Origin of the sequence: Streptosporangium sp. NPDC005286 (assembly GCF_040607515.1) — a bacterium.
Lineage (GTDB): Bacteria > Actinomycetota > Actinomycetes > Streptosporangiales > Streptosporangiaceae > Streptosporangium.
The window spans coordinates 1-22433 of record NZ_JBEXGU010000151.1; the positions used below are offsets into that span (position 1 = coordinate 1).

Consider the following 22433-nt stretch of genomic DNA (forward strand, 5'->3'; position numbering starts at 1 on the left):
ATCTTCGCCCGGATCGCCAATCTCGACGACTCCGCCGACATGGCACTCAGCTGAGCACGCTCGGCCTCGGTCAGCTGAATCTCCACCGCGGAGGGTCCGGGAATTGGCATGCGCATCAGCATACAAACTTACATGGCAAATTTCAGGCGCAGGACACTAGTACTCCAGCCGTTGAGTTCGTGCCGGCCCCGCCAGCAAGATCACAAACTAGATCTTGATCCAGTAGCGCCGTGCGGGACCGTACTCGGTGTCCCGTACGCTTTCGAGGACGCCGCCGTTGTGCTCGATCGTCTTCACCGAGGCGAGGTTGTCGACTTCGCAGACGATCAGCACCCGGTCCAGACCGAGCGTCCGCGCCTCGTCGAGCATCCGGCCCAGTGCCCAGGTGGCTAGCCCACGCTGACGTGAAGACGGTCGGACACCGTACCCGATGTGGCCGAACTGCAGTACGTAGTCGTTGAGCCCGTGCCGCAGTGCGATCCCGCCGTGCACCCGGTCGCCCTCGACGATCCACCGATACATGCAACTCATTCGGCCGGCCTCCACCGGCTTCGCCGGATCCGACTCCTCAGCCAGTCGTGCCACCCAGGCCGCGAACCCGTCCGGCGAGTCGACCTCGTCGGACGGCCCCAGCCCGAATCCGTCCTCGTGGAGGCCGGGACCCCACTCGTGATGCGCCTCAAGCCAGGCGAAGTGCAAGCGTGTGGTGGGCGCGATCAGTTCAGGCATACGGCGACGGTACTCATCCAGACCGTCACGATCTACGGCTGGAGTACTGGGCGGTGGTTCCCGGGCTCCGGTCCTGAACCTGGCTGGAGCGACTACGGATCCGGCCGGGAGTCGCGGTCACCGCGACGGCGGACGTAACGCCTGCCGTTCGTGGGCGGCCGGGCGAGGAGGCGGGCCACTGTCCGTCCCGTGGACGTGGCCCTCGCGCCTCTCCCCGGGCGATGACCACCCGGCAGTGCGGACGCCGTTACGGCGCGGGGACCTCCTTCACCAGCTTCGAGCTCCAGGGGCACCAGAGATTTCCAGGCAGGAACGCGCCGCCCGCCTCGTCGAGGTGGTCCTCGACGTATGTCATCGTGGCGTCGCACACCTCGATGGCCACGTCGAAGAAGCCCAGCGTGGCCGGGTCGAAGTGGTAGCTCCAGCCGGGGTTGAACGGAGCGGGACGCCTGATGATCCGGCCCAGCAGGTGGGGCCTCTCCCTGTCCGCGCCGCTCACCAGGTCCCTGGCGTGCTTGATGTCCACCTCTTTGTCGATCTTGACGATGAACGACCTCCTGCTGATGTCGGTCATCTCGAAGTAGGCCGGTGGGTCGGCGGCGCCGCGCCGCGCCGCACCGTCGAACTGCTCGGCCTGGGCGGGCTGGATCCCGGCGAGGGCGAGCATCGCGACCGCCGCGCAACTGCCGATCTTGGTGAATACGCGTCGCATGGAGCATTCTCCTGTGTCGGTTGGGCCGTGATCACAATCACTGGTTGCGTAGTGTATTGAATCAATGACCCATGGTCACAGAAGGCTCTCGGTGTGCCCGCCTCCTCGACGTCGGGCACGAGGAGGCGGCCGACATGCTTTGCCCCCTCGCCCGAACCGTCAGGTCCCCTGTATCGACCTGCCCGACATCGCCCGCCTGTAGCGTGGTCCGGTCGGGTTCCTCCGAGCTGACGATCCGCACGCCCGGGCTCTCGGCCTTGGCCCGCCTGGAGCCCGCCGGCCACCAGCGGTGACGTCTTCGCCGAGACACTGGAGGAGGCATCGCCTTCTCTGAACCGACACCTGTCTCCGGGGCGTCCGTCCACCGGACAGCAGGATCCAGCCGGGAACCGCTGGACGCTGACGAGACGACCAGCGGTTCACGACCCTCACCGGCCTCCTCGCGAACGAGGCTTTCCCGTGTTATCCGGCGTCGACGACGGCCGCGCCGATGTCCACGGCCATGGCCCGGCTTCCGGCCAGGAGACCGCCGTCCACGGGCAGGTCGATCCCGTTGATCCACGATGCGCGGTCGCCCGCCAGGAACGCGACGGCCTCGGCGACGTCGTCCACGGTGCCGACCCGTCCCATCGGATACCACGAGGCAGCCTTGTCCAGGGCGTGCGGATCGGTCGCGAGCCGCTCCTCCCAGATCGGGGTGGCGATCGTGCCCGGCGACACCGAGTTGACGCGCACGCCGTACGGTCCGTACTGGGCGGCCAGGCCACGGGTGAGGTTGAGCAGCCCGGCCTTGGCCGCGCTGTAGGTGTCGTTGCCGAAGTAGCGATGGCCGTTGACCGAGGCCACGTTGACCACGGCTCCCCGCCGGGCCTCGCGCATGCCGGGCAGGACCGCCTGGCACAGGCGGATCGCCCCGCCGAGGACGACGTCCACGTCGACCGACCAGACCGGTTCGGGCACTGACTCGAACCCGAGGTTGCTGCAGACGGCGGCGTTGTTGACCAGGACGTCCACCGGGCCGTGGCGCGAGGTGATCGAGCCGATCGCCGAGCGGACGGACTTCTCCGAGCGCACGTCGAGGTGGACCGGCTCGGCGCCCTCGATGGTGTCCGCGGTCGCGCGCGCCGCGTCCAGGTCGACGTCGGTGACGATCACCGTGGCGCCGCCGCTGTGCAGGACCCGCGCGATCGCCGCCCCGATTCCCCCGCCGGCGCCGGTGATCAGCGCGCGGCGCGGTGAAGTCGCGTCCCGAGGACCAGATGACATGGATCTCCCTTTCTCCGCTGTGGCTCAGCCCTTGAGCGCGCCGGCCGTCAGCCCCTTGGTGATCTGCTTCTGCAGTAAGGCGAATCCCAACAGTACGGGGGTGACCGTGATCATCATCCCGGCGAACAGCGTGGCCCAGTTGGTGCCGTAGTCGGCGGCCTGGCCCAGCTGGAACAGCCCGAGCGGCAGGGGCATCTTCTCCGGCGAGTGGATCAGCAGCAAGGCGTAGAAGAACTCGTTCCAGTTCTGCAGGAAGCTGATGATGGCGACCGACGCCAGTCCGGGCCCCATGAGGGGGAGGATCACCGAGATGAACGTGCGGGCCGGGCCGGCCCCGTCCATCGCCGCCGCCTCCTCCAGGTCGTACGGCAGGGTCTTCATGAAGCCGACCAGGACGAAGACGTTGAACGGCAGGTTGTAAGTGGCGTAGACGAGAATGAGCCCGAGCCGGCTGTCGAGGAGGCCGAGATCCTGCATGATCAGGTAGAGCGGCGCGAAGGTGACCATCCACGGGATCATCAGCCCGAGCAGGAACGTGCTGAGCACCACGCCGCTGAACCTGAAGGTGATCCGGGCCAGCGGGTAGGCGGCGAACACGGCCAGCACGACGCCGATCGCGGTGGAGGCGACGCTGATGACCACGCTGTTGCCGAAGAACAGGCCGATGTTGGCCTGGTTCCAGGCGTTGACGTAGTTGTCCCAGCGCCAGGCGTCGGCGATCTGCCAGGGGGGTGAGGAGATGAACTCGCGGTTGGTCTTCATCGACACGTTGAAGACCCAGGCGTAGGCACTGATCGAGGACAGCGCGACCCCGCCGAGCAGCAGGTAGAAGAAGAGGTGGTGCGGGCGGAAAGGGGCGCGGGGCCGGGATGGGCCACCCCTGCGCCTCGGGGTGGGGACGGGTGGGCGGGGTGTGGCCGCGGGGCCGGCCGGGGCGGGGCGCTCGGTCAGATCAGTACTGGAGGTCATCGCGCTTCATCACCTTGTTGAGGAGCTTGGCCACCGTCAGCATGACCACCACGAGTACGACGCCGATGGCCGCGGCATAGCCGAAGTCGGCCCGGTCGAAGGCGACGCGGTACATCAGGGTGCCGACGGTGTCGGTCGAGCCGAAGGGGCCGCCTCCGGTCATGATGTAGACGAAGGCGAACGTCTGCAGGCTCTGAACCACCCACAAGATGGCGAGCATGCGCATGAGGTCGAGCATCATCGGCAGCATGATGCTCCAGAACACCCGCCACTCGCCCGCCCCGTCGATGCGCGCGGCCTGCAGGACGTCGACGGGCAGTCGTTCGAAGCCGGCGCACAGCAGGACGATCCAGATGCCGATGCCGTGCCACACGGACACGAACGTCACGGCGGCCAGCGCGGTGGAGGGGTCGCCGAGCCAGATCTTGGCCAGGGCGCCCAGTCCCATGGACTCCAGCGCGGGATTGATCAGGCCGAGGGTGGGGTGGTAAAGGAACTTCCACATCAGCGAGACGACGGCGACCGACAGGACCACCGGGGCGAACACCACGAACCTGAAGAAGCGCTCACCGTGGATCCGCTGCGACAGGGCCCAGGCGATCGCCATGGCCGGCGGGAACAGCATGCCGCTGCCGATGAGGGTGAGCAGGAAGGTGTTCTTGAGCGAGTTGAAGAAGGCGGGATCGCCTGCCAGCAGGCGATACTGGTCGAGCCCGACGAATCGCATCGTTCCCGTGCGGGAGAACTCGTTCAGCGACAGGTCCACCGTCTTGATCAACGGGTAGAGGAAGAAGACCCCCAGCAGTGCGAGCGCGGGTATCAGGAATGGGATGATGATGCGTCGCTGGGCCGCCTTGAGCATGTGGCCTCCCGGGGTTCACACCCGTCCCGCGGGCTCCGGCGTGGGAGCGGGGCACGTGGGACGGGTTCGGTTGAGGGGTTTCAGTTGCCGTGGACCCGGCGCAGTCCCTTGTCGAGGTTGTCGAGGGTCTGCTGGGCGTCCTGCTTGCCGAACAGCAGCTTGGCGATCTCGGGATAGACGATGTCCTTGGCCTTGGACTCCATCAGGCCGTAGTGCCTCGCCTGGAGCCGGTCAGCCTTGGCCACGATGTCGGAAATGCCCGGCAGCCCGGGAGGGCTCGCCACTCCCTTGACCCCGGAGACCTCGCCGATCTCGTTGGCCCTGCGGGTCTGGGTCTCCACGCTGGTGACCCGGCGGATCCACTCCAGCGAGAGCGGGATGTTCTCGCTCTTGGCGGACACCGACATCAGTTGGGCGCCGGCGAGCATGCTCGCCTGGTCGCCGGTCCCGCCGGTCACGGTCGGGAACTGCAGGACGCCCAGCTCGAAGTCCTTGGGGATCACGTCGGCCATCTCGCTGACGAGCCAGCTGCCCATGAGGATCATGCCGGCCTTGCCCTGGAAGAACTGGGCCTGGGCGGCGGTGAAGTCGGTGCCCTCGAACCCCTTGAGGAAGCCCTTCCTGTCACGCAGGTCCTGGAGCATCTGGAGTCCCTTGAGGAACCCGGGGTCGTCGGTGATGTTCCCCTTGCCCTTGGTGAGGACCTGGTTGGTCTTGTCGTATCCGACGGTGCGCAGCCAGATGTTGTCGCTCCACATGCCCATGTAGGGCTCGAACAGGCCGGTGACCGCGATCGGGTCCACACCGGCGGCCTTGAGCCCGTCAGCGGCCTGGATCAGTTCGTCCCAGGTGGCGGGCGGGGTGATGTTGTGCTTCTTGAAGAGCCCCGCGTTGTAGAACAGCACCTGCAGGGACAGCTCGGAGGGGACGCCGTAGATCTTCTTGGTCTCCGGGTGCTGCATGAACTGCATGACCGCCGGGCTGAACTGGTCCAGCCAGGGCTTGCCGGTGGTCGTGTCGACCTGGTCCAGGTAGGGCTTGAGGTCGAGCAGGGCGCCGCTGTCGGCCCATTCCAGCAGCGCCGGGTTGGTGCCGTCGAACATCGTGTAGTCGACGTCCAGCCCGTCGCCCGCGCGCCACCTCTGCTCCAGGGCCGGGCGCGCCTTGGTGTTGGCGAAGGTCGGCTTCAGGTCGGCGCCGGCGTGGTCCTTCTCGATCCCGGCGGCGATGTCCTCCAGGAACTTCAGGGAGGGGGTGCCGACGGCCGGGAGTACGCCGACCTCGATCGAGCCACCCTTGATGTCCTGCTGCCAGCTCTTGGCGTCGGGGGCCTGCTGGGGGGCCTGGTTCGCGCCGGTCGCGCCGCCTGTGCCGCACGCGGTCAGAACCAGGCAGGGAACAACGATAAAACCGACCAGTACCTTACGTGCTACTTTCACCGCAAAACCTCCATTCTTAGTGATATCTGGTTTAGTGTCGTTGTTTCTAGATTTCTGTCTCATTTGCCGGGCTTCGTCCGGATAGATCGGGCAGCAGGTCCGCGAACTCCTGGAGAAAGACCTCGATCCGGCGCAGTTCCTCGGCGTCGAGCAGGTGGGCGGGCCCGCGGCAGTGGGCGCTGTCGATGAGGCCCCGGCGGAACGAGATCTGCTTCTCGGCGGCGATGATGAGCTCGGTGTCGAGCATCCAGTACGAGATGTAGGGCAGCAGTCGCCGGTGCAGGTCCTCGCCGCCGGCCTCGTCGCCCGAGGTGAGCCGGCGCCAGATCTCGACGTAGATCTCGGTGAACGAGCATCCGGGCTGGCTGCCCACCGCGCCGCGCCGCCAGGCGTCGGGGAGTTGCACTCCGGCGTAGCCCTCAAGCGAGGTCACCGGCGGGTCGAGGGCGGCCAGTTCGCCGATGAGCCGCCCGGGTGGGTTGGACTCCACCTTGATCAGCCGGAGGTTCGGGTGAGTGCGCACCAGGGCGGCGATGGTGGCCGCGTCCAGGCTGGTTCCCGTCTCGTTCGGGGCGTACTGCAGCACCACCGGGGTCGGGGCGACCGCGTTCAGGACCGCCGTCACGTGCTCGATCTGGGAGCGGCGTGAGGGGCTGAGGAAGTGCGGTGCCAGCAGGTTGATCAGGTCGGCCCCGGCGGCCACGACCTCGCGGGCCCGTGCCACGGCCATCCGGGTGGTGTGGTCCTGCACCGCGACGATCGCGGCGAGGTCATCCCGGTGGGCGGTTCGCCGCAGCAGGATCGCGGTCAGCTCGCGGCGCTCGTCCTCGGTGAGCTTGTAGTACTCCGAGGCGAACCCGGGAAACATCACGCTCGTCACGCCGGTGCTCAGGACGTGATCGACGACCCGGTCGAATCCCTCGAAGTCGACGTCTCCGGCGTCGGTGAACGGAACCGCGAGAACGGGCGAGATCCCCCGAACCAGGTCCGAGGCGTCGCCGTGGCCGTGGCCGTTGAGAGAGGCCGCCGCGGGAGAGGCACTCGTCTGGATGTTCATTCGCCCTCCTACCTTGATGGGACTTAGTATTCGAAATACCGAAAACATTTTCTTAAATAGGAACGATAGACGCCCAAGTCCTCCCACGACAAGGGGTCGTGGGAGGAAGAGGCGGATGTCAGCCGAGAGAGGGGCCCAGAAGGCGCATGATGGTGCCGCCGAGTACGTCGCGTCGCGCGTCGCCGTCGATCGGCCAGTCCAGCACCCGGCCCAGCTCGGAGCGCGGCACCGCGTAGGGCGCGTCGGTGGAGAAGACCAGCCGCGACGGGCCGATCTCCGGATCCCGGCCCAGCTCGACCAGGACGGTGTCCCATGGCGCGTAGCTGGTGTCGCCGTAGAGGTTCGGCGCGTAGCGCAGCGCCGGTGCCGCGTCGATCCAGAAGTCGGTGGCGCCGCTGCGGCCCATCACGAAAGGCGTCTCCGGCCGGCGTCTGGCCAGGCTGGCCAGGGGCAGTGGCAGCGCGCTCGGAGGAGTGCCGGTGCGGACGTAGACGGGCCACCCCGCCTCGGCCGCGAAGTCCAGCAGCGGATCGAGGAGCCCGTCGAGAAGGTCGAATCCCTGAAGCACGCTGTCCACGTTGAGGGCGCGGGCCCCGGCGTCCCTGGCACGTTCCAGCTCGTCGACGGCAGCTGGTCCACGCCACGGATTGGCGACCGCGTACGGGATCAGCCGCCCCCCCGACGCGGCCGCCGCCGCGGCGACATGCTCGTTGCCGGCCCGGTTGTCGTAGGCGATACAGCGTTCGTCCGGTGCCACCAGGGCCACGTCGATGCCCAGTGAGTCCATCGTCGCGATCAGCTGATCGGCCTCCAGGCAGACCTCGCGTCCCCGCCCCAGCCGTACATGCGCGTCAACGATCAACGGGTTCTCCCACGGTCAGGCCGAGGGCGGAGAGCGCGTCGGCGTGGATGATCTGCTCGATGAGTTCGGCCGGCACGCGCGGCAGCGCGGTACCCTCCAGGATCCTGTTGACGCCGCGCAGCCCCGCCATCGCCTCGCCGGTGTTGGCGATCGGGTAGTCCGAACCGAGCAGGAGCTTGTGCGTGCACCCCCATTCGACCGCGGCCAGCAGCGACTCGTAACAGACCCACGGCCGCAGATAGATCGAGGAGACGTCGGCGTAGACATGGGGGTGCTTGCGGATCGTCGCCACGGTCTCCTTACCCCAGGGATGGCCCATGTGGGCCATGACGATGCGCAGCTCGGGGAAGCGCAGCGCGACCTCGTCGGTCACCAGCGGGTAGGTGTAGCGCAGCGGCGCCGCGCGGATCGGCGACGCCCCCTGATGGAAGAGGATGGGCAGCGCGTTCCGCTCGCAGTAGGCGTAGAACGCCAGCGCGGGCTCCCCGAGCGGATCGAAGTTCTGGTAGTTCGGGCCGAGCTTGACGCCGACGAGCCCCATCTCACGACATCGCTCGGCCTCCTCCAGGCAGTCGGCGGACGTGGGGTCGACGGACATGAACCCGATGCGGCGGGCGGGATCGTTGGCCACGAACTCCGCGGTCGCGTCGTTGGTACGTTCCGGAGCGTGCGGTATGCCGGTCGCGGCGGCCGGGTCGGCCACCGCGATGTTGAACACGATCGCGACGTCCGCCGCGGACATGGCGCTGTCGAAGTCGGCCCAGCTGTTCGTGGTGACGACGGGACGATCGGTGCGCCAGGAGGTGAAGACGCACACCTCCTCGGCCGGCACCGTGTCGCGGTGGGTGGGAGTATGGGCATGAACATCGACGATCATCGAAATTCCTTCATCAGGTCCGCTCGTGGCCGGACCCCCAGTCCGGGGGAGTCGCCGAGCCTGACGCGACGGCCGTCGCTGTCCAGCGGCTCGGCGAGGATGTCCTCGGTGTAGTAGTGCGCGCCGATGATGTCGGAGGGGAACTCCCGCGACAACACCGGCAGCGCGCAGGCGACATGGAGTTGCGCGGCGGCACCGATCCCCAGCTCGCCGTTGGAGCCGATGAGCGTGTCGACCCCGAAGGAGGAGGCGAGCAGGCCCATCGCCACGGCGCGCCCGGGCCCGCCGCTCTTGCCCACGTAGAGGCTGACGCAGTCGGCGGCCTCCGCCCGCACCAGCGCGGTCAGGTCGGCCAGGCCGAAGACGGACTCGTCGGCGATCACCGGCAGGCCAAGGTTCCGCAGCTGCCGCATGCCGTCCAGATCGGCCGGTGCGACCGGTTGCTCGACGAACGCGACACCCTGTTCGGCCAGCGCGGGGATCGCCCGGGCCGCCTGGCTGCGCGTCCACCCTCCGTTCGCGTCGGCACCGAGGAAGGCCGATGGGCCCGCGAGCCCGCGGGTCCGGGACACGCGGGCGACGTCGTCCGCGACGCCGAGCCCGACCTTGACCTTGAACGCCTGGAATCCGGCTGCCGTCGCCGTCCGGAAGACCGAGTCCAGCGCGGGCCCGTCACCGGACAGGGAGAGCTTGATCGGGACCTCGTCGCGGTACGGGCCGCCGAGCGCCACGGCGAGCGGGACGTCGAGAGTCCGGGCGAACGCGTCCCACAGCGCGATGGACACGCCCGCCTTGGTGAACGGGTTGCCCGCGAGCAGCCGGTCCATCAGGAGCTCCAGGCCGCCGACCGGCGCGAGCGGCCGGCCCACCAGGGCGGGGGCCAGGATCTCGCGGATGAAGTGGGCGGCGCTGACGCCGTCCTCGCCGCTCCACAGCGGTGTCGCGCTGACCTCGCCGTACCCTTCGACGCCGGTGCTGGTCACCACGCGAACCAGCAGGAAGTCCGAACGGGCGTGGGTTCCCCTGGCGCCGGTGACGACCAGGCCCGGGTGTACCTGGAGGCTGATCGCCGCGGTGTGGACCGCGACGACGGTCGGTCTCACCGCCCCGCCAGCAGTGCGCGGGGGTTGTCGACCAGCATCGCCCGGCGCTGCTCGTCGGTGATCCCCCACCCGTCGATCTCGGCCACCCGGGCCACCGCGTAGTCCTGGCTCTTGCGGTCCGACAGCCCGGCGTCGGTGCCGAACAGGACCTTGTGGGAGGGCGCCCGGGAGAGGATCTCGCGCGCCGCGTAGGGCGGCGTGCCGCAGATGCAGATGTAGAGGTTGGGGGTCTCGATGGTGAGGGCGAGCGACTCCCGCCAGGTGTCGTGCAGCCCGGCGTGCCCCAGGACGACCGGCAGGGAGGGGTGCCGCCGGGCCAGGGCCGCGATCTGACCGCCGGTGGAGTAGGGCGGTGTCCCGTCATGGCTGAGCAGGATGCCGCCGCTCTGGGCGAGGACGTCACAGATCGGGTCGAGCGCCGACTCGTGCATGCTGAAGCCCTGCAGCCACGGATGCAGCTTGAGGCCGCGCAGCCCGAGCTCGTTGAGCATTCGGTCGACCTCTCCGGGGGCGTCCGCGCGGCGCGGATGCACGGTCCCGAAGCCGGCGAGCCGCTGCGGGTACTCCCCGACGAAGGCGGCGAGGTCGTCGTTGGTCTCGGGAGTGGCGTCGAAGAGGCCGTCGTGGCTGAGGACCACTGCCTGGTCGATGCCGGCCGAGTCCATGAAGGCGACGAACTCGTCCGCGCCGAACGTGACGCCGCCCAGCCAGCTGGTGGTGCGCCAGGTGGGGGTGTGGGTGTGGAAGTCGATCACAGGACGCCCGCCAGCTCGACCAGGCGGTCCGCCGCCCGGCCGACGAGGTCTTCCAGCCGCCGTTTACCCTCGTCGGCCTGGGCCAGTTCGGGCCGGTCGGTGAAGCCGTCGATCCGGCGCCACACGGCACCGGAGTGCAGGTCCACTCCCTGGACGGTCACGACCTCGGGCACCTGGGGTCGGGGGGTGCGCGGGCCGACCAGGTCGGGCCGGAGGGCCAGGACCATCGAGGTCTCGAACTCCCCGGCGTGTCCCGGCACCGGCGGCTCGCCTTCGGTGTCGGCGAGCCGCCAGTAGTCCAGGTGCGCGACGGACAGGTCGAACCGGGTCGAGCCCACGGCGGCCGCGGCGTGGCAGACCCCGACGTTGCCGCCGTGCCCGTTGAGCAGGACCACCCGCCGCCCGCCCTGCGCCGCGATCGAGCGCAACAGGTCGCAGATCACGGCCAGCAGCGTCTCCGGTGACAGGGAGAGCGTCCCGCCGTAGGGCAGGTGGTGATCCGAGGCACCCCAGTCGATCGCGGGGGCGACGATCAGCGGCCTGTCGCTACGGCCGGCCGCCGCCGTCGCCGCACTGTCGGCGACTGCGGCGGCGATGAGGGCATCCGTCGAGGTCGGCAGGTGCGGCCCGTGTTGCTCGGTCGCACCGACCGGGATGATGACGACGGCCTCGGGCAGGTGCCGCCTTAGCCGGTCACGATCCGTTTCGGACCATCGCAGAGCTATCGACACATCAAACATCCTTCGATATATCGTATTTATTTCCGATACATCGAATCTTAGGAGCCGACGAACTCGGATGGCAATGACCCGCTCCGACATCCGAGCCGCCGGGAGATCACGATGCCGAGATAGACGACGCCCGCCGCGGCGGCGTCGCGCCGGTCGCCGACGAAGTCACGGGCGAAACCGGTCACCCCGACCGCCCCGGTGATCCGGCCCTCGGCATCGAAGAACGGCGCGGCCAGGCAGGAGATCTCGGCCTGCTCCTCTTCCTCCTCGATGGCGTAGCCGTCGGCGCGCACCCTCTCCAGCAGTTCCATGAACGCCTTCGAGCTGGACTCCCGGGCCCGCGGTCCCTGCCCGGCCGCCAGTCGCGGCAGCAGGACGGCAAGTTCGTCGGCGGGCAGGTGGGCCGCGATGGCCCGGCCCAGCGCGGTCAGGTCGAAGGGCGCGACCTTGCCCGGATAGGTGTCGAACTGGATGAAACCCGGGGTCGCGGCCTTGGCCACGTAGACCACCGACGCGCCGTCCAGGACCCCGATGTGGACGGGCATCCCCAGCTCCTCGGCGAGCGCGCGCATCTCGGCGGTCGCGATCTGCGACAGGTCGACCTTGCGCACCAGCTGGCTGGCCAGACTGTAGAGCCGCAGCGTGGGACGCCAGAAGTGACTGCGCCCGACCACCCGGCGGGTGGCGTACCCGCGATGCTCCAGGGTGTAGACGATGCTCGCGCAGGTCGCCAGCGGGATACGGGTCACCTTGGCCAGCGCCGTCAGCGTGAGATCCTCGTCGGCCGTCACCAGCTGCTCAAGAACGGTCAGCGTGCGGTCCACACCCGGAGACGCCGGGCGCTCCGCCCCGCTGCCACCATCAGACATCGATCGGTCCTACCTTTCGGCTCGTCGTTCCCGTGCTTCACGGCACCGGCGTCGGTGGCTGCCCTTCGGAACGGGGTTCGATATTCTGACATTCCGATAATAGTTTCATTATATCGAAAGTATGGGATTCATGGGCGCCGAACACACGAACCCGGGACCAGCCGTTTCCGGTGTCGTAGCCATCATCCGCCTGCGTGAGGGTGAACCCGACGACGCCATCGCGACCGCCCTGCTGGACGGCGGGGTGGACGTCATGGAGGTGACCCTGCCCACCCCCGGGGCCCTCGCCGCCATCCGCCGCTGGAACACGCACCCCGACATTCTCGTCGGGGCCGGAACCGTGCGCACCGCCTGCGACGCCGACGCCGCGATCGCCGCGGGCGCCCGCTTCCTGGTCACCCCCACCACCATGCCGGACGTCCTGGCCGTCGCCCACGCCGCCGGCATACCGGTGGCGTGCGGCGCGCTCACCCCGACCGAGATCGACCTGGCCCGGCGGCACGGCGCCGCCGCGGTCAAGGTCTTCCCCGTCTCCGCCCTCGGTGGCGTCGGCTACCTGCGGGCCGTGCGTGAACCGCTCGACGACGTTCCCCTGCTGCCGACCGGCGGGGTGAGACTGGAAGACCTCGTCCCCTATGCCCGGATGGGGTGTGTCGGCGTCGGCATCGGCGGCGCGCTCGTCTCGGCGGACCTCGTCGCGGCCCGCCGCTGGGCGACGATCACCGAACGCGCAGGCGCCTTCGCCGCGGCGTGGCACGAAGGGCTGGTACGACGAGATGCCTGACGTCCTGACACTCGGCGAGGTCATGGCCTGCCTGCGGGCCGACGGCCAGGTCCGGCTCGGGGGAACCGCCCGCATCAGCGTCGCCGGCGCCGAGGCCAACGTCGCCATCGGCCTGACCCGGCTCGGGCACGACGTCGTGTTCGTCGGCGCCGTCGGGCCCGACCAGCTCGGGGAGCTCATACGGCGCACGCTGCGCGCCGAGGGGGTCGGTACCCAGGCGATCCGCGCCGACCCGGCCCCGACCGGCATCGTGGTCTTCGAACAACGCCTGGCCGGGGTGATGCGGGTGGACTACCACCGCCGCGGCTCGGCCGGCGCCGCATTGTGCGTCTCCGACGTGCGCGAGGCGTTCGCGGCGTTCGCGGCCCCGCCGCTGATCCTGCACGTCACCGGGGTGACCCTGGCCCTGGGCGTGGGCCCGGCGCAGGCCGTACGCGCCGCGGTGGAGCTGGCCAGGGCCGTCGGCACGCGCGTCTGCCTGGACGTCAACCACCGCAGCCGGCTGTGGCCCGAGGCCGAGGCCCGCCAGGTGCTGACCGAAGTGGCGGCCCAGGCCGACATCGTCATCGCCTCCGACGACGAGCTCGCGCTCGCCGCGCCCGGCGACGACGAGGCGAGCCGGGTACGGTCGCTGCTCGCCGGGGGAGCGTCCGAGGTCGTCGTCAAACGCGGGCCGGCCGGCGCCACGGCGTTTACCGCAGACCAGGCGCTCACCCTTCCGGCCAGGCCCGTCACCGCCGTCGATGTGATCGGCGCCGGCGACGCCTTCGTCGCCGGATACCTCTCCGGCCTGCTGGACGGTCTGCCGCTGGACGGGCGGCTGGCGCGGGCGATCACCACCGGGGCCTTCGCGGTCGCCGGCCACGGCGACTGGGAGGGAGCGCCGACCCGCGCGGAGCTGTCCATGCTCGACCTGCCGGACGGCACGGCGGTCCGGTGAGGGCAGGCCACACGAGGTAAAGCACGGTCTTGGCAGCCGGCGGTCGCGGACGGGCGCCCACGTCGCGGGCGATCCCGGACTCCGGCGACACGGCGCGCCTCAAGCCCGCCAGGGGAGGGCCGCCGTGCGGCGCCGCCGATTCGCGATGCCGCCGGATCCGCCTGCTGTCACCGGATCCTGACACTGCTCAATGCGAGTTTCATGCCGTCCATCTGACAAATCCCATCGCGGGCGAATTGTTGCTTACCGTGACGCACCCCCTTGCCTTTCCGGGATGCCGGTGCCACAGTTTCCAATTATCGATACTCCGAATATATTTTCGGAATGCCGAAAAATCTTCCCCCCTGTCATCACGTCCGGCACCGACGCTGTGCGAGTGCCGTTCGAGGAGGCTGTCCAAGTGACTGAACCATCCAGGCGCCGAATGCTCCAGATGACCGGCGGAGCCGTCGTCGCCGGAGGCGCGTTGGCCGCCACGACCCCCCTGACCGGACCGTCGGCCGCGCACGCCGATACGTTCGTGCCGACCCCCTTGGCCGCGACCGACCCTGAGCCGAACATCGAACGCTCCAAGCACTGGTGGCCGGCGCAGCGCAACGTGTGGACGCCCATCGGCTGGAAGGGCCACCTCTTCCGGTTCAACGTCGTCTACAACGGCGCGCTCATCTGCGACCCCAGCTGGGTCTTGGCGGCCAAGCCCAACACCCAGCCCTGGCACGGGAAGAACTTCCAGACGACCGTCGTCATGCCCATGCGCGGCGGCGGCTTCCGGCCCTTCCCGACCTTCCAGTACGAGGTCTGGGACGACGACCTCGGCCAGGGCAAGCAGGGCTGGGAGGAGGACAGCGACACCCCGGTCCTGTGGACCGAACACCGCCGCCAGGAGGGCCTGGTCATCAAGCAGTCGGTCTTCGCGCACGTCCCGGGGGAACAGGCCGTCCAGACGGCGACCGAGCCGATGTACTCCTGGACCCGCTTCGAGGTCACCCACGTCGACCCGGTCAGCGCAGTGAAGGACTTCGTGTTCCAGCTCTGGCTCAGCGGCTCGTACATGAAGCCCGCGGGGCCGTACCAGGACGAGGACGGCGTGCCGCTCACCGTCTTCCCCGAGACGGCGCCGATCCTCACCGGCCTGACGATGGGCCGGGTGTGGAACCCGACCGGCAAGCCCATCACGGTGCCCATCACCGACAACGAGGGCAACGTCAAGGTCATGGTGACCACCGCCGACAAGGGCTCCATCGCCATGACCGAGAACAAGGTCAAGGGTGTGTACGACCTGCGGCTCGGCCTGCCCGCGACGGTCGGGGCCTACATCGACGTGCTGATTCCGATGATCCCCGCGCCGCTCGCCGACGCCAAGGCCGAGGCCGCGCTCGGCCGCGACGCGGCGCTCGCCAAGTGCCAGGCGTTCTGGAAGGAGAACGCGGCGTCCATCGCCGTGGTCGACACCCCGGAGAACTACATCAACCAGGTCATGCGCCGCGGTCCGCAGCTCGCTCAAGTGGTCGCGGAGAAGAGCCCCGACACCGGGTTGTTCACGTTTCTGTCTGGCTCGTACGCCTACGACGTGCTGTGGAGCACGCCGACCTCCATGGTCAGCCACATGTTCATGGACCGGCTCGGCTACCACGACGTCGTCGAGAACCACATCGAGATCTACGCGGCCACCCAGGGAACGCGGACGCCACCCGGCGCGGTCTTCGCCGGGGGAACCTACCCGGGATACCTGTCGACTCCGAAGACGCTGCAGGCCATCGACTGGATCAGTGACCACGGCGCGATCCTGGAGATCCTGTCGGTTCACGCGCTGCTGACCAACCGGCCGGCGTTCATCGCCAAATGGACCGACGTCATCGTCAAGGCCTGCGACTACATCGTCCAGGCCTGCGGGCTCACCAACCACAGCGGCGTCCAGGGCCTGATGCCTCCCGGTCACTCCACCGACGAGGGCGTCGAGACCCAGGGCTTCATCAGCCAGTGCTTCACCTACAAGGGGCTCGCCTCCGCCGTCGAGTTCCTGCAGCGGATCAAGCACCCCCGGGCCGCCGAGTTCGCCACGTTCGCGAACACCTTCCGTACGACGTTCGTCCAGGCCGTTCGTGATCTCGCCGACCGGTCGGCGAAGTGGACCGACGCCAAGGGCAAGCAGTGGCCGGTCTTCCGGCCGCAGTTCGCGGGCGAGGGCGTCTGGGACGCCTTCACCATGCTCGACACCGGCGCCCTGATGTCGGTGTGGGCCGGACTGATGCCGGCCTCCGACCCGATGATGAAGTCGTTCGTCGAGTTCTTCCGGGTCGGCCCCAACACCCTGGTGTTCGACGCGGTGCACCACAACGCGCTGGACCGCGCCGTCCTCGACCACGAGCAGTCCTCGGCCGAGCCCTGCTACAGCTGGAACATGTTCCACACCTGGCAGCTGGGGGAACGGGCGCCCTTCATCGAGGGGTTGTACGGCCTGCTCACCGGCGGCCTCTCGCAGGACACCTACATCTCCAGCGAGCACCGCAACGCGATCTACGGCAACCTTTTCTCCCACCCCATCATCACCTGGTCGCTCCTTCACGCGGTCATCGACGACAGCCTTGTCCCGAACCAGCTGCAGCTGCTGCGGCTCTGCCCGCTGGAGTGGCTGTCGGGCAAGAAGCAGACCCGCTTCGAGAAGGTCCCGACCAAGTTCGGGCCGGTCACGTTGCGCTTCAAGCTGGAGGGCGGCCGCGGCCGCGATCGGGACGACGACCGCCACGTCGACGACGACCGTAGCGGTCACGACACGCTCAAGGTGGAGTTCCGCGGGGACTGGCACCACAAGCCGGGGCGCGTGATCGTCGAGACACCGCCGCTGCCGGGACTGAAGTGGATCGTCGTGAACGGAAACAGGTACCGCGCCGGACGAAGGATTGAACTCTGATGACGACGTCGATTCGCGCGACCGCGGTCGCCGCGGCCCTCGCCCTCGCGATCCTCACCGTCGCCCCGGCCGCGCACGCGGCACCCGGCGACGACCGCAAGCGGCCTGCCCCCGGCCCCACCGAGCCCTACCACTCCGGCAAATCCGGTAAGCCCAGCAAGCCTGGCAAAACCAAGAAGTGGGATGTCAGCGGCATTCGCGCCAGAACTCTGGCCGCGGCCCCCGAGCCGACCGCCCGCTCGGGCCCGTCCCGCACCGCCGCGACCCCGTCGCCGGCGGCGAACGACGTCACCGGCGACGGCCGGGCCGACCTGGTCGCCCAACTGTCCGGCGCCGACGCCGGAGCGCTGCGCGTCTACACCGGCAACGGGGCCACCACCTCCAATCCGTGGGAGGCGACCTACACCGCGACGCCGCCGCAGTGGGAGTTCGCCGACACCCTGATCGTCGCCGACGTCACCGGCGACAACCGCGCCGACGTCGTCGTGCGCGACCCTTCGGCGAACAACGGCACGCTGTACATCTACCCCAACGACGGCTCCGGCTCGGCGAACCCGTGGCCCAGCCGTTTCGCCGCCGGCACCGGATGGAACATCGTCGACCGGATCCTCGTTGGCGACGTCACCGGTGACGGCAAACCCGATCTGCTGGCGCGCAACCCCACCGAAAGCAGCGGAACCCTCTACGTTTACCCGAACAACGGCTCGGTCACCTCCAACCCGTGGACCCAGTCTCCGATCTGGTCGGGCAACGGGTGGAACCTCGCCCAGATGATGATGCTCGACGACGTCACCGGCGACGGCAAACCCGAAATCGTCGCCCGCGACACCACCGGAGCCCTCCTGGTCTACCCGCACAACGGGTCGACCGCGTCGAACTTCTGGACCTCGATCGTGTACGGGAGCACCGGCGGCTGGAGCAGCGCCGACCGGCTGTCCATGGACGACGTCACCGGCGACGGGCATCCGGACGTGATCTCGCGGGACCCCTCCGGCGCCCTGTGGATTCACCCCTGGCAGAGCGCCACGGCGGGCTCGATGTGGTCGCCGACGACCCGCTTCGCCGCGGGCACCGGCTTCGAGTACGCGCTCGACGTCGTGACCGGCGACGTGACCGGCGACGGCAAGCCCGACCTGGTGGCCCATGTCGCCCGCAGTGGCGACCTCTGGCTCCTGCCGAACACCAAGGCGGCCACCGGCAATCCCTGGCCCGACAGGGTCAGTGCCGGCACCGACTGGGGCTTCGCCTCGCAGATCCTCCTCGCAGACGTCAACGGCGACCGCCTTCAGGACGTGCTCGCGGTCGACAAACGCCTGTCCAACGGCACCCTGTGGATCTACCTCAACAACGGGTCCACGACCGGCCTGCGCTGGACCGACCGCTACTTCGGCGGAACCGGCTGGAACATCTTCAACCACCTGATGGCCGGGGACGTCACCGGTGACGGACGTGCCGACCTCGTCGGACGCGACAACGCCGGCGACATGTACGCCTACCCCGGCAACGGATCCACCACCGCCTTCCCGTGGACGCCACGCGCGTGGGTCGGCAGCAACTGGCAGACGGCCACCCGGCTCGCCCTGGGGGACGTGGACCGCGACGGCATCGCCGACCTCGTCGACCTGGAGAACGACGGATCCCTGTGGGTCTTCCCGACCGGAGCCTCAACCGATCCGATCGTGATTCCGGGCAACTGGACCGGAACGCGGTCGCTCGGCCTGGGCCACGTGACCGGGGGCTCCGGGCCGGACCTGGTGGTCGGCGACGCCTCCGGCGGACTGTCGATCTACGCCAACAACGGCGCCACCTCGGGCAACCGCTGGTCCAGCACCCCCAGATCGGGCGGCACCGGCTTCCAGGGCGCGCTCTCCCTGGTGCTTTAGGAACCCGTGACACGACCCTTGCCGGGAAAACCGGTCGCGGCGATACCCGGTCGACGTTCGGAGCCGGCATCGGCCATCGAGAGGAATCAGGCATGACAGATCATATGAAGGTGGGTATCCACACCGACCAGGCTCCGCCCCCGCGAGGCGCCTACTCCCAGGCGGTCGTCGTCGGAGATCTCGTCCACACCGCGGGCTTCGGGCCGGTCGACCCGGTGACCCGGACGATCGTCGGTGACGACGTCGCCGAGCAGACCCGCCAGACGCTGCGCAACGTCGCGGCCGCGCTGCAGGCCGCGGGCTCGGACCTGCAGGACGTCGTCAAGGTGACCGCGCACCTGGCCGACATCGACAACGACTGGGACGGCTTCGACACGGCCTACCGCGAGTTCTTCGACGAACCGCGCCCGGCCCGCACGACCGCCGGATCCAGCCTCGGCGGAATCCTCGTGGAGATCGACGTCGTCGCGGTCAAGGGCAGTCGTCGACGGTCCTGATCCTCACGACGCGCGCGCCGAGCCGGCCTCGGGGCCATCGGCGCGCGCGGTGAGGAGGGCCAGGCGGACACGCTCGACTCGGTCCAGCGTGTCCGGCCAGGTCCGCGGCAGCTCGAAGACTCCGCACACCACCTCGGCCCCGTCCGTCGGACACCCGGCCCATGGATCGCGGGTCACGGCCCGCCGGTCACCGCCGCCGTCGTGGGACAGACGGCCGTCGGGCACTCGCCTCCGCCGGCGAGTCGTCCCGGTCACCCGGGTCCATCGTCCAGGCCGGGGCCGTCATGCCGAGGGACGCCGCGACCTGAGGGGGGAGGCTCCCCAGCCCGGGTACGGCGCCCGAAAGCACCTGATCTGGACCGGACTTCTGGCCGACAGCGGGGACGTCCTGACCGTGCGCCTCGTCGACCAGTGCCGTATCAGGCAAAGTTCGCCCGGTGACCAAGCGTTTTCGCTGACCTTCAAGTGAGGCACAAGTACCTTCTGCGATCTTTGGCCACCGATACCGAGATCGCAGGAGATTTTCCATGGGGGTTCGCAACTTCTTCCCGGCCGGCCGGATGCGCAGGTGGACGACGCCGTTCCCGCCGTACGCGTCCGGACCGGGAAGGGGCCTGGAGCTCGCGCGGCTCGATCCGCGGGCCATCGGGGACACGGAGGAGATCTCGCCGGGGGAGAGGACGCACTTGAAGGCCACACCGGTTCTGGAGACCCAGGTGGAGCCGTCGCGGCCCCCGCAGATCGCCCATGTGGCGTACCCGGGTGCCTTCGGCAAGGACGAGGAGAAGGCGACCCTCGTCTCGCCGACGAGCGGGAAAGCCGGGATGTCCGACGAGATCATCGCGACGGACGCCTGGCGGGGCCTCAGGAGCCGCGCACCCGCCCGGCCGAAGATGGCGGCCATCGCCGTCTTCACCGCGGGCGCCACGATAGCCCTGGTCACCCTGGTCGCGTTCGGCACCGTGCTGGACCAGGTCTGGCTGATACCCCCGCTCGTCGCCAGCGCCGCCCTGGTCTTCGGCGCGCCGACCCTGCCGCTGGCGCAGCCGCGCAGCGTGATCGGCGGTCAGCTGCTGGCGGCGCTCACCGGATTCGCCGTACTGGCCGTCGCAGGCTCTTCCATCTGGGCCGCCGCCGTCGCCGGCGGTCTGGCCCTCGGGGTCACGGCCCTGACTCGTACGCCGCACTCGCCCGCCGCCGCCACCGCGACGGTCGTGGTCGCCCAGCAGCAGCCCCTGGTGCCGTTCCTGCCGATACTCGTCGCCGCGACCGTCGTCCTGGTGCTCATCGGCATGCTCATCGGACGCAGCGGGGTGACACCGCGCTACCCCACCTACTGGTGGTGACGACCACCGACTCTGCCGTTTCGCCCAGGAGGCCACGGTGACCGGTTGCCATGCCCTGTGCTCGCATTCACTCCGCTGGGACGCGACAGACAGCAGCAGCACGGCAGGCACCTTTCCGACGGCCGCACCCGGGAGGGACGTTCCGGTTCGGGGCCTCGTTCCGCAGGCCGAAAACTGTCGGTGCCGGACGAGATGATGGGATCATGACCGACGCACTCCCCAGCACTCTTCTCGCTGATCAGACTGCCTACGCCGAAGCCGTTCAGCTCGCTCTGGACGCCGCCGCGGCCTATTACGGAGACGGCACGTCCGCGCTGGACGACGACGCCTACGATCGGCTGGTCCGGGGCATCCAGGCCTATGAGGCCGAGCATCCCGATGAGGTGCTGCCGGCCTCGCCGACGGGCAAGGTGGCCGGTGGCGCGGTGGTCGGCGATGTGCCGCACACGGTGCCGATGCTGAGCCTGGACAACGTCTTCGGTGCCGAGCAACTGGTCGACTGGGCCGCGTCGCTGGAGCGCAGGCTGGGCCGGCCGATCACGGCGTGGAGTGTGGAGCCGAAGCTCGACGGGCTGGCGATCACCGCGCGTTACCGAGGCGGGCGGCTGGCGCAGCTGGTCACCCGGGGGGACGGCACGGCGGGTGAGGACGTGAGCCATGCGATCGGCACCATCGTGGGGTTGCCCGCCAGGCTGGCCGAGCCGGTCACGGTGGAGCTGCGCGGTGAGGTGATGATGACCACCTCGCAGTTCGAGCAGGCGTGCGCCAAGCGCCGCGCGCACGACGGCACCACGTTCGCCAACCCGCGCAGCGCCGCCGCCGGCACGCTGCGCGCCCAGGACCGGCCGTACGTGTGTGAGCTGACGTTCTTCGGCTACGGCGCGCTGCCACACCCCGACGACGCCTCCGAGCCGGCCGTGCGGCTGCGCGGGCTGCCGCACAGCGAGGTCATGGCCTGGGTCGCCGGACAGGGCGTGCAGACTCCCGCCGTCACCGACGTCGGCGGGATCGTCGCCGCCACCCTGGAGCAGGTTCAGGAGCGGGTCGAGCAGATCGCCGCCAAACGAGCGGATTTGGCGTTCGGTATCGACGGCATCGTGATCAAGTGCGATCTCGCCGCGGACCAGGCACAGGCCGGCTTCAGCTCGCGCGCGCCCCGGTGGGCGATCGCCTACAAGCTGCCCGCCACCGAAAAGATCACCAAGCTGATCGGTGTCGAGTGGAACACCGGCCGCACCGGCGTCATCGCTCCGCGCGCCGTGCTGGAGCCGGTCGAGCTCGACGGCAGCGTCGTCACCTACGCCACGCTGCACAACGTCGCCGACATCACCCGCCGCGGCCTGATGCTCGGCGACAGCGTGGTCGTCTACAAGGCCGGAGACGTGATCCCCCGGGTCGAGGCCCCGGTCGTGCACCTGCGCACCGGCGACGAGCGGCCGATCGCGATCCCGCAGGTCTGCCCGCTGTGCGGCGACGCGATCGATGCCTCCCAGGAGCGGTGGCGGTGCGTGCGCGGGCGTGCCTGCCGGGTGATCGCCTCCATCGGCTACGCCGCCGGCCGTGACCAGCTCGACATCGAGGGCCTGGCCGAGAACCGCATCCAGCAGATGCTGGACGCCGGGCTGATCGCCGACTTCGCCGACCTGTTCTATCTGACCCGCGAGCAGGTGCTGGGTCTGGAGCGGATGGGCGAGACCAGCACCGACAACCTGCTGGCCGCCATCGAGCGGGCCAAGGCCCAACCGCTCAGCAGGGTGTTCTGCGCGCTGGGCGTGCGCGGCACCGGCCGTTCCATGAGCCGCCGCATCGCCCGGCACTTCGGCAGCATGGACGCCGTCCGC

21 protein-coding genes are annotated in these 22433 nt (G+C 69.3%); 7 read left to right on the forward strand and 14 right to left on the reverse strand.

Annotated features, from left to right (window positions below):
* Window positions 1-207: 207 nt before the first annotated feature.
* The 13 genes from ABZU75_RS36240 to ABZU75_RS36300 all read right to left on the reverse strand — a co-directional run bounded on the left by ABZU75_RS36240 (window position 208) and on the right by ABZU75_RS36300 (window position 12231).
* Window positions 208-729, reverse strand: coding sequence for a GNAT family N-acetyltransferase (locus tag ABZU75_RS36240; RefSeq protein ID WP_355564515.1), 522 nt, complete (start codon window positions 727-729; stop codon window positions 208-210).
* Between the two features lie 247 nt (window positions 730-976).
* Window positions 977-1441, reverse strand: a complete 465-nt coding sequence (locus ABZU75_RS36245; protein WP_355564518.1) for a calmodulin-binding protein — start codon at window positions 1439-1441, stop codon at window positions 977-979.
* A 462-nt stretch (window positions 1442-1903) separates the two neighbouring features.
* Window positions 1904-2707 carry an SDR family oxidoreductase gene (locus ABZU75_RS36250; protein WP_355564521.1) on the reverse strand — a complete coding sequence of 268 codons (804 nt, stop codon included), beginning with the start codon at window positions 2705-2707 and terminating at the stop codon, window positions 1904-1906.
* A gap of 24 nt (window positions 2708-2731) precedes the next feature.
* Window positions 2732-3676 (reverse strand): carbohydrate ABC transporter permease, encoded by a 945-nt coding sequence (locus ABZU75_RS36255; RefSeq protein WP_355564524.1) that lies wholly within the window; start codon window positions 3674-3676, stop codon window positions 2732-2734.
* Window positions 3660-4538, reverse strand: a complete 879-nt coding sequence (locus tag ABZU75_RS36260) for a sugar ABC transporter permease (RefSeq protein WP_355564527.1) — start codon at window positions 4536-4538, stop codon at window positions 3660-3662. Before ABZU75_RS36260 ends, ABZU75_RS36255 begins: the two co-directional genes overlap by 17 nt.
* Window positions 4539-4618: 80 nt before the next feature.
* Entirely contained in the window at window positions 4619-5977 is a 1359-nt protein-coding gene (locus ABZU75_RS36265) for an extracellular solute-binding protein (protein WP_355564530.1), read from the reverse strand.
* A 46-nt stretch (window positions 5978-6023) separates the two neighbouring features.
* Window positions 6024-7034, reverse strand: coding sequence for a dihydrodipicolinate synthase family protein (locus ABZU75_RS36270; RefSeq protein ID WP_355564533.1), 1011 nt, complete (start codon window positions 7032-7034; stop codon window positions 6024-6026).
* Window positions 7035-7152: 118 nt separating this feature from the next.
* Window positions 7153-7896, reverse strand: coding sequence for an amidohydrolase family protein (locus tag ABZU75_RS36275; RefSeq protein ID WP_355564536.1), 744 nt, complete (start codon window positions 7894-7896; stop codon window positions 7153-7155).
* The gene (locus tag ABZU75_RS36280) at window positions 7886-8773 is read right to left on the reverse strand and encodes an amidohydrolase family protein (RefSeq protein WP_350926348.1); all 888 of its coding nucleotides are present in this window, start codon (window positions 8771-8773) and stop codon (window positions 7886-7888) included. The genes ABZU75_RS36275 and ABZU75_RS36280 overlap by 11 nt, the downstream gene beginning before the upstream one ends.
* Window positions 8770-9876 (reverse strand): enolase C-terminal domain-like protein, encoded by a 1107-nt coding sequence (locus ABZU75_RS36285; protein WP_355564540.1) that lies wholly within the window; start codon window positions 9874-9876, stop codon window positions 8770-8772. The genes ABZU75_RS36280 and ABZU75_RS36285 overlap by 4 nt, the downstream gene beginning before the upstream one ends.
* A complete protein-coding gene (locus ABZU75_RS36290; RefSeq protein ID WP_355564543.1) occupies window positions 9873-10631 on the reverse strand; it encodes an amidohydrolase family protein in 759 nt (252 codons plus the stop codon). The genes ABZU75_RS36285 and ABZU75_RS36290 overlap by 4 nt, the downstream gene beginning before the upstream one ends.
* Window positions 10628-11362, reverse strand: coding sequence for a creatininase family protein (locus ABZU75_RS36295; RefSeq protein WP_355564545.1), 735 nt, complete (start codon window positions 11360-11362; stop codon window positions 10628-10630). Before ABZU75_RS36295 ends, ABZU75_RS36290 begins: the two co-directional genes overlap by 4 nt.
* A gap of 47 nt (window positions 11363-11409) precedes the next feature.
* Entirely contained in the window at window positions 11410-12231 is an 822-nt protein-coding gene (locus ABZU75_RS36300) for an IclR family transcriptional regulator (RefSeq protein WP_355564548.1), read from the reverse strand.
* A 130-nt stretch (window positions 12232-12361) separates the two neighbouring features.
* On the opposite strand from ABZU75_RS36300, the gene eda reads away from it, so the two are divergent.
* The 5 genes from eda (at window position 12362) to ABZU75_RS36325 (ending at window position 19246) form a co-directional block, all read left to right on the forward strand.
* The gene (gene eda, locus ABZU75_RS36305) at window positions 12362-13015 is read left to right on the forward strand and encodes a bifunctional 4-hydroxy-2-oxoglutarate aldolase/2-dehydro-3-deoxy-phosphogluconate aldolase (protein WP_355564551.1); all 654 of its coding nucleotides are present in this window, start codon (window positions 12362-12364) and stop codon (window positions 13013-13015) included.
* Window positions 13008-13955 carry a sugar kinase gene (locus tag ABZU75_RS36310; protein WP_355564554.1) on the forward strand — a complete coding sequence of 316 codons (948 nt, stop codon included), beginning with the start codon at window positions 13008-13010 and terminating at the stop codon, window positions 13953-13955. The genes eda and ABZU75_RS36310 overlap by 8 nt, the downstream gene beginning before the upstream one ends.
* Before the next feature lie 400 nt (window positions 13956-14355).
* Entirely contained in the window at window positions 14356-16866 is a 2511-nt protein-coding gene (locus ABZU75_RS36315) for a hypothetical protein (protein WP_355564557.1), read from the forward strand.
* Complete coding sequence (locus ABZU75_RS36320; RefSeq protein WP_355564559.1) at window positions 16866-18749, forward strand: FG-GAP-like repeat-containing protein; 1884 nt, start codon at window positions 16866-16868, stop codon at window positions 18747-18749. Before ABZU75_RS36315 ends, ABZU75_RS36320 begins: the two co-directional genes overlap by 1 nt.
* Before the next feature lie 92 nt (window positions 18750-18841).
* A complete protein-coding gene (locus ABZU75_RS36325; RefSeq protein WP_350926329.1) occupies window positions 18842-19246 on the forward strand; it encodes a Rid family hydrolase in 405 nt (134 codons plus the stop codon).
* 3 nt (window positions 19247-19249) lie between these two features.
* Here ABZU75_RS36325 and ABZU75_RS36330 read toward each other — a convergent pair whose 3' ends face one another.
* Window positions 19250-19471, reverse strand: coding sequence for a hypothetical protein (locus tag ABZU75_RS36330; protein ID WP_355564563.1), 222 nt, complete (start codon window positions 19469-19471; stop codon window positions 19250-19252).
* A 302-nt stretch (window positions 19472-19773) separates the two neighbouring features.
* Between ABZU75_RS36330 and ABZU75_RS36335 the strand changes: the two genes are divergently transcribed.
* The gene (locus ABZU75_RS36335) at window positions 19774-20592 is read left to right on the forward strand and encodes an HPP family protein (RefSeq protein WP_355564566.1); all 819 of its coding nucleotides are present in this window, start codon (window positions 19774-19776) and stop codon (window positions 20590-20592) included.
* Between the two features lie 203 nt (window positions 20593-20795).
* On the forward strand, window positions 20796-22433 hold a 1638-nt coding region (ligA, locus tag ABZU75_RS36340), incomplete at its 3' end, for an NAD-dependent DNA ligase LigA (RefSeq protein WP_355564569.1).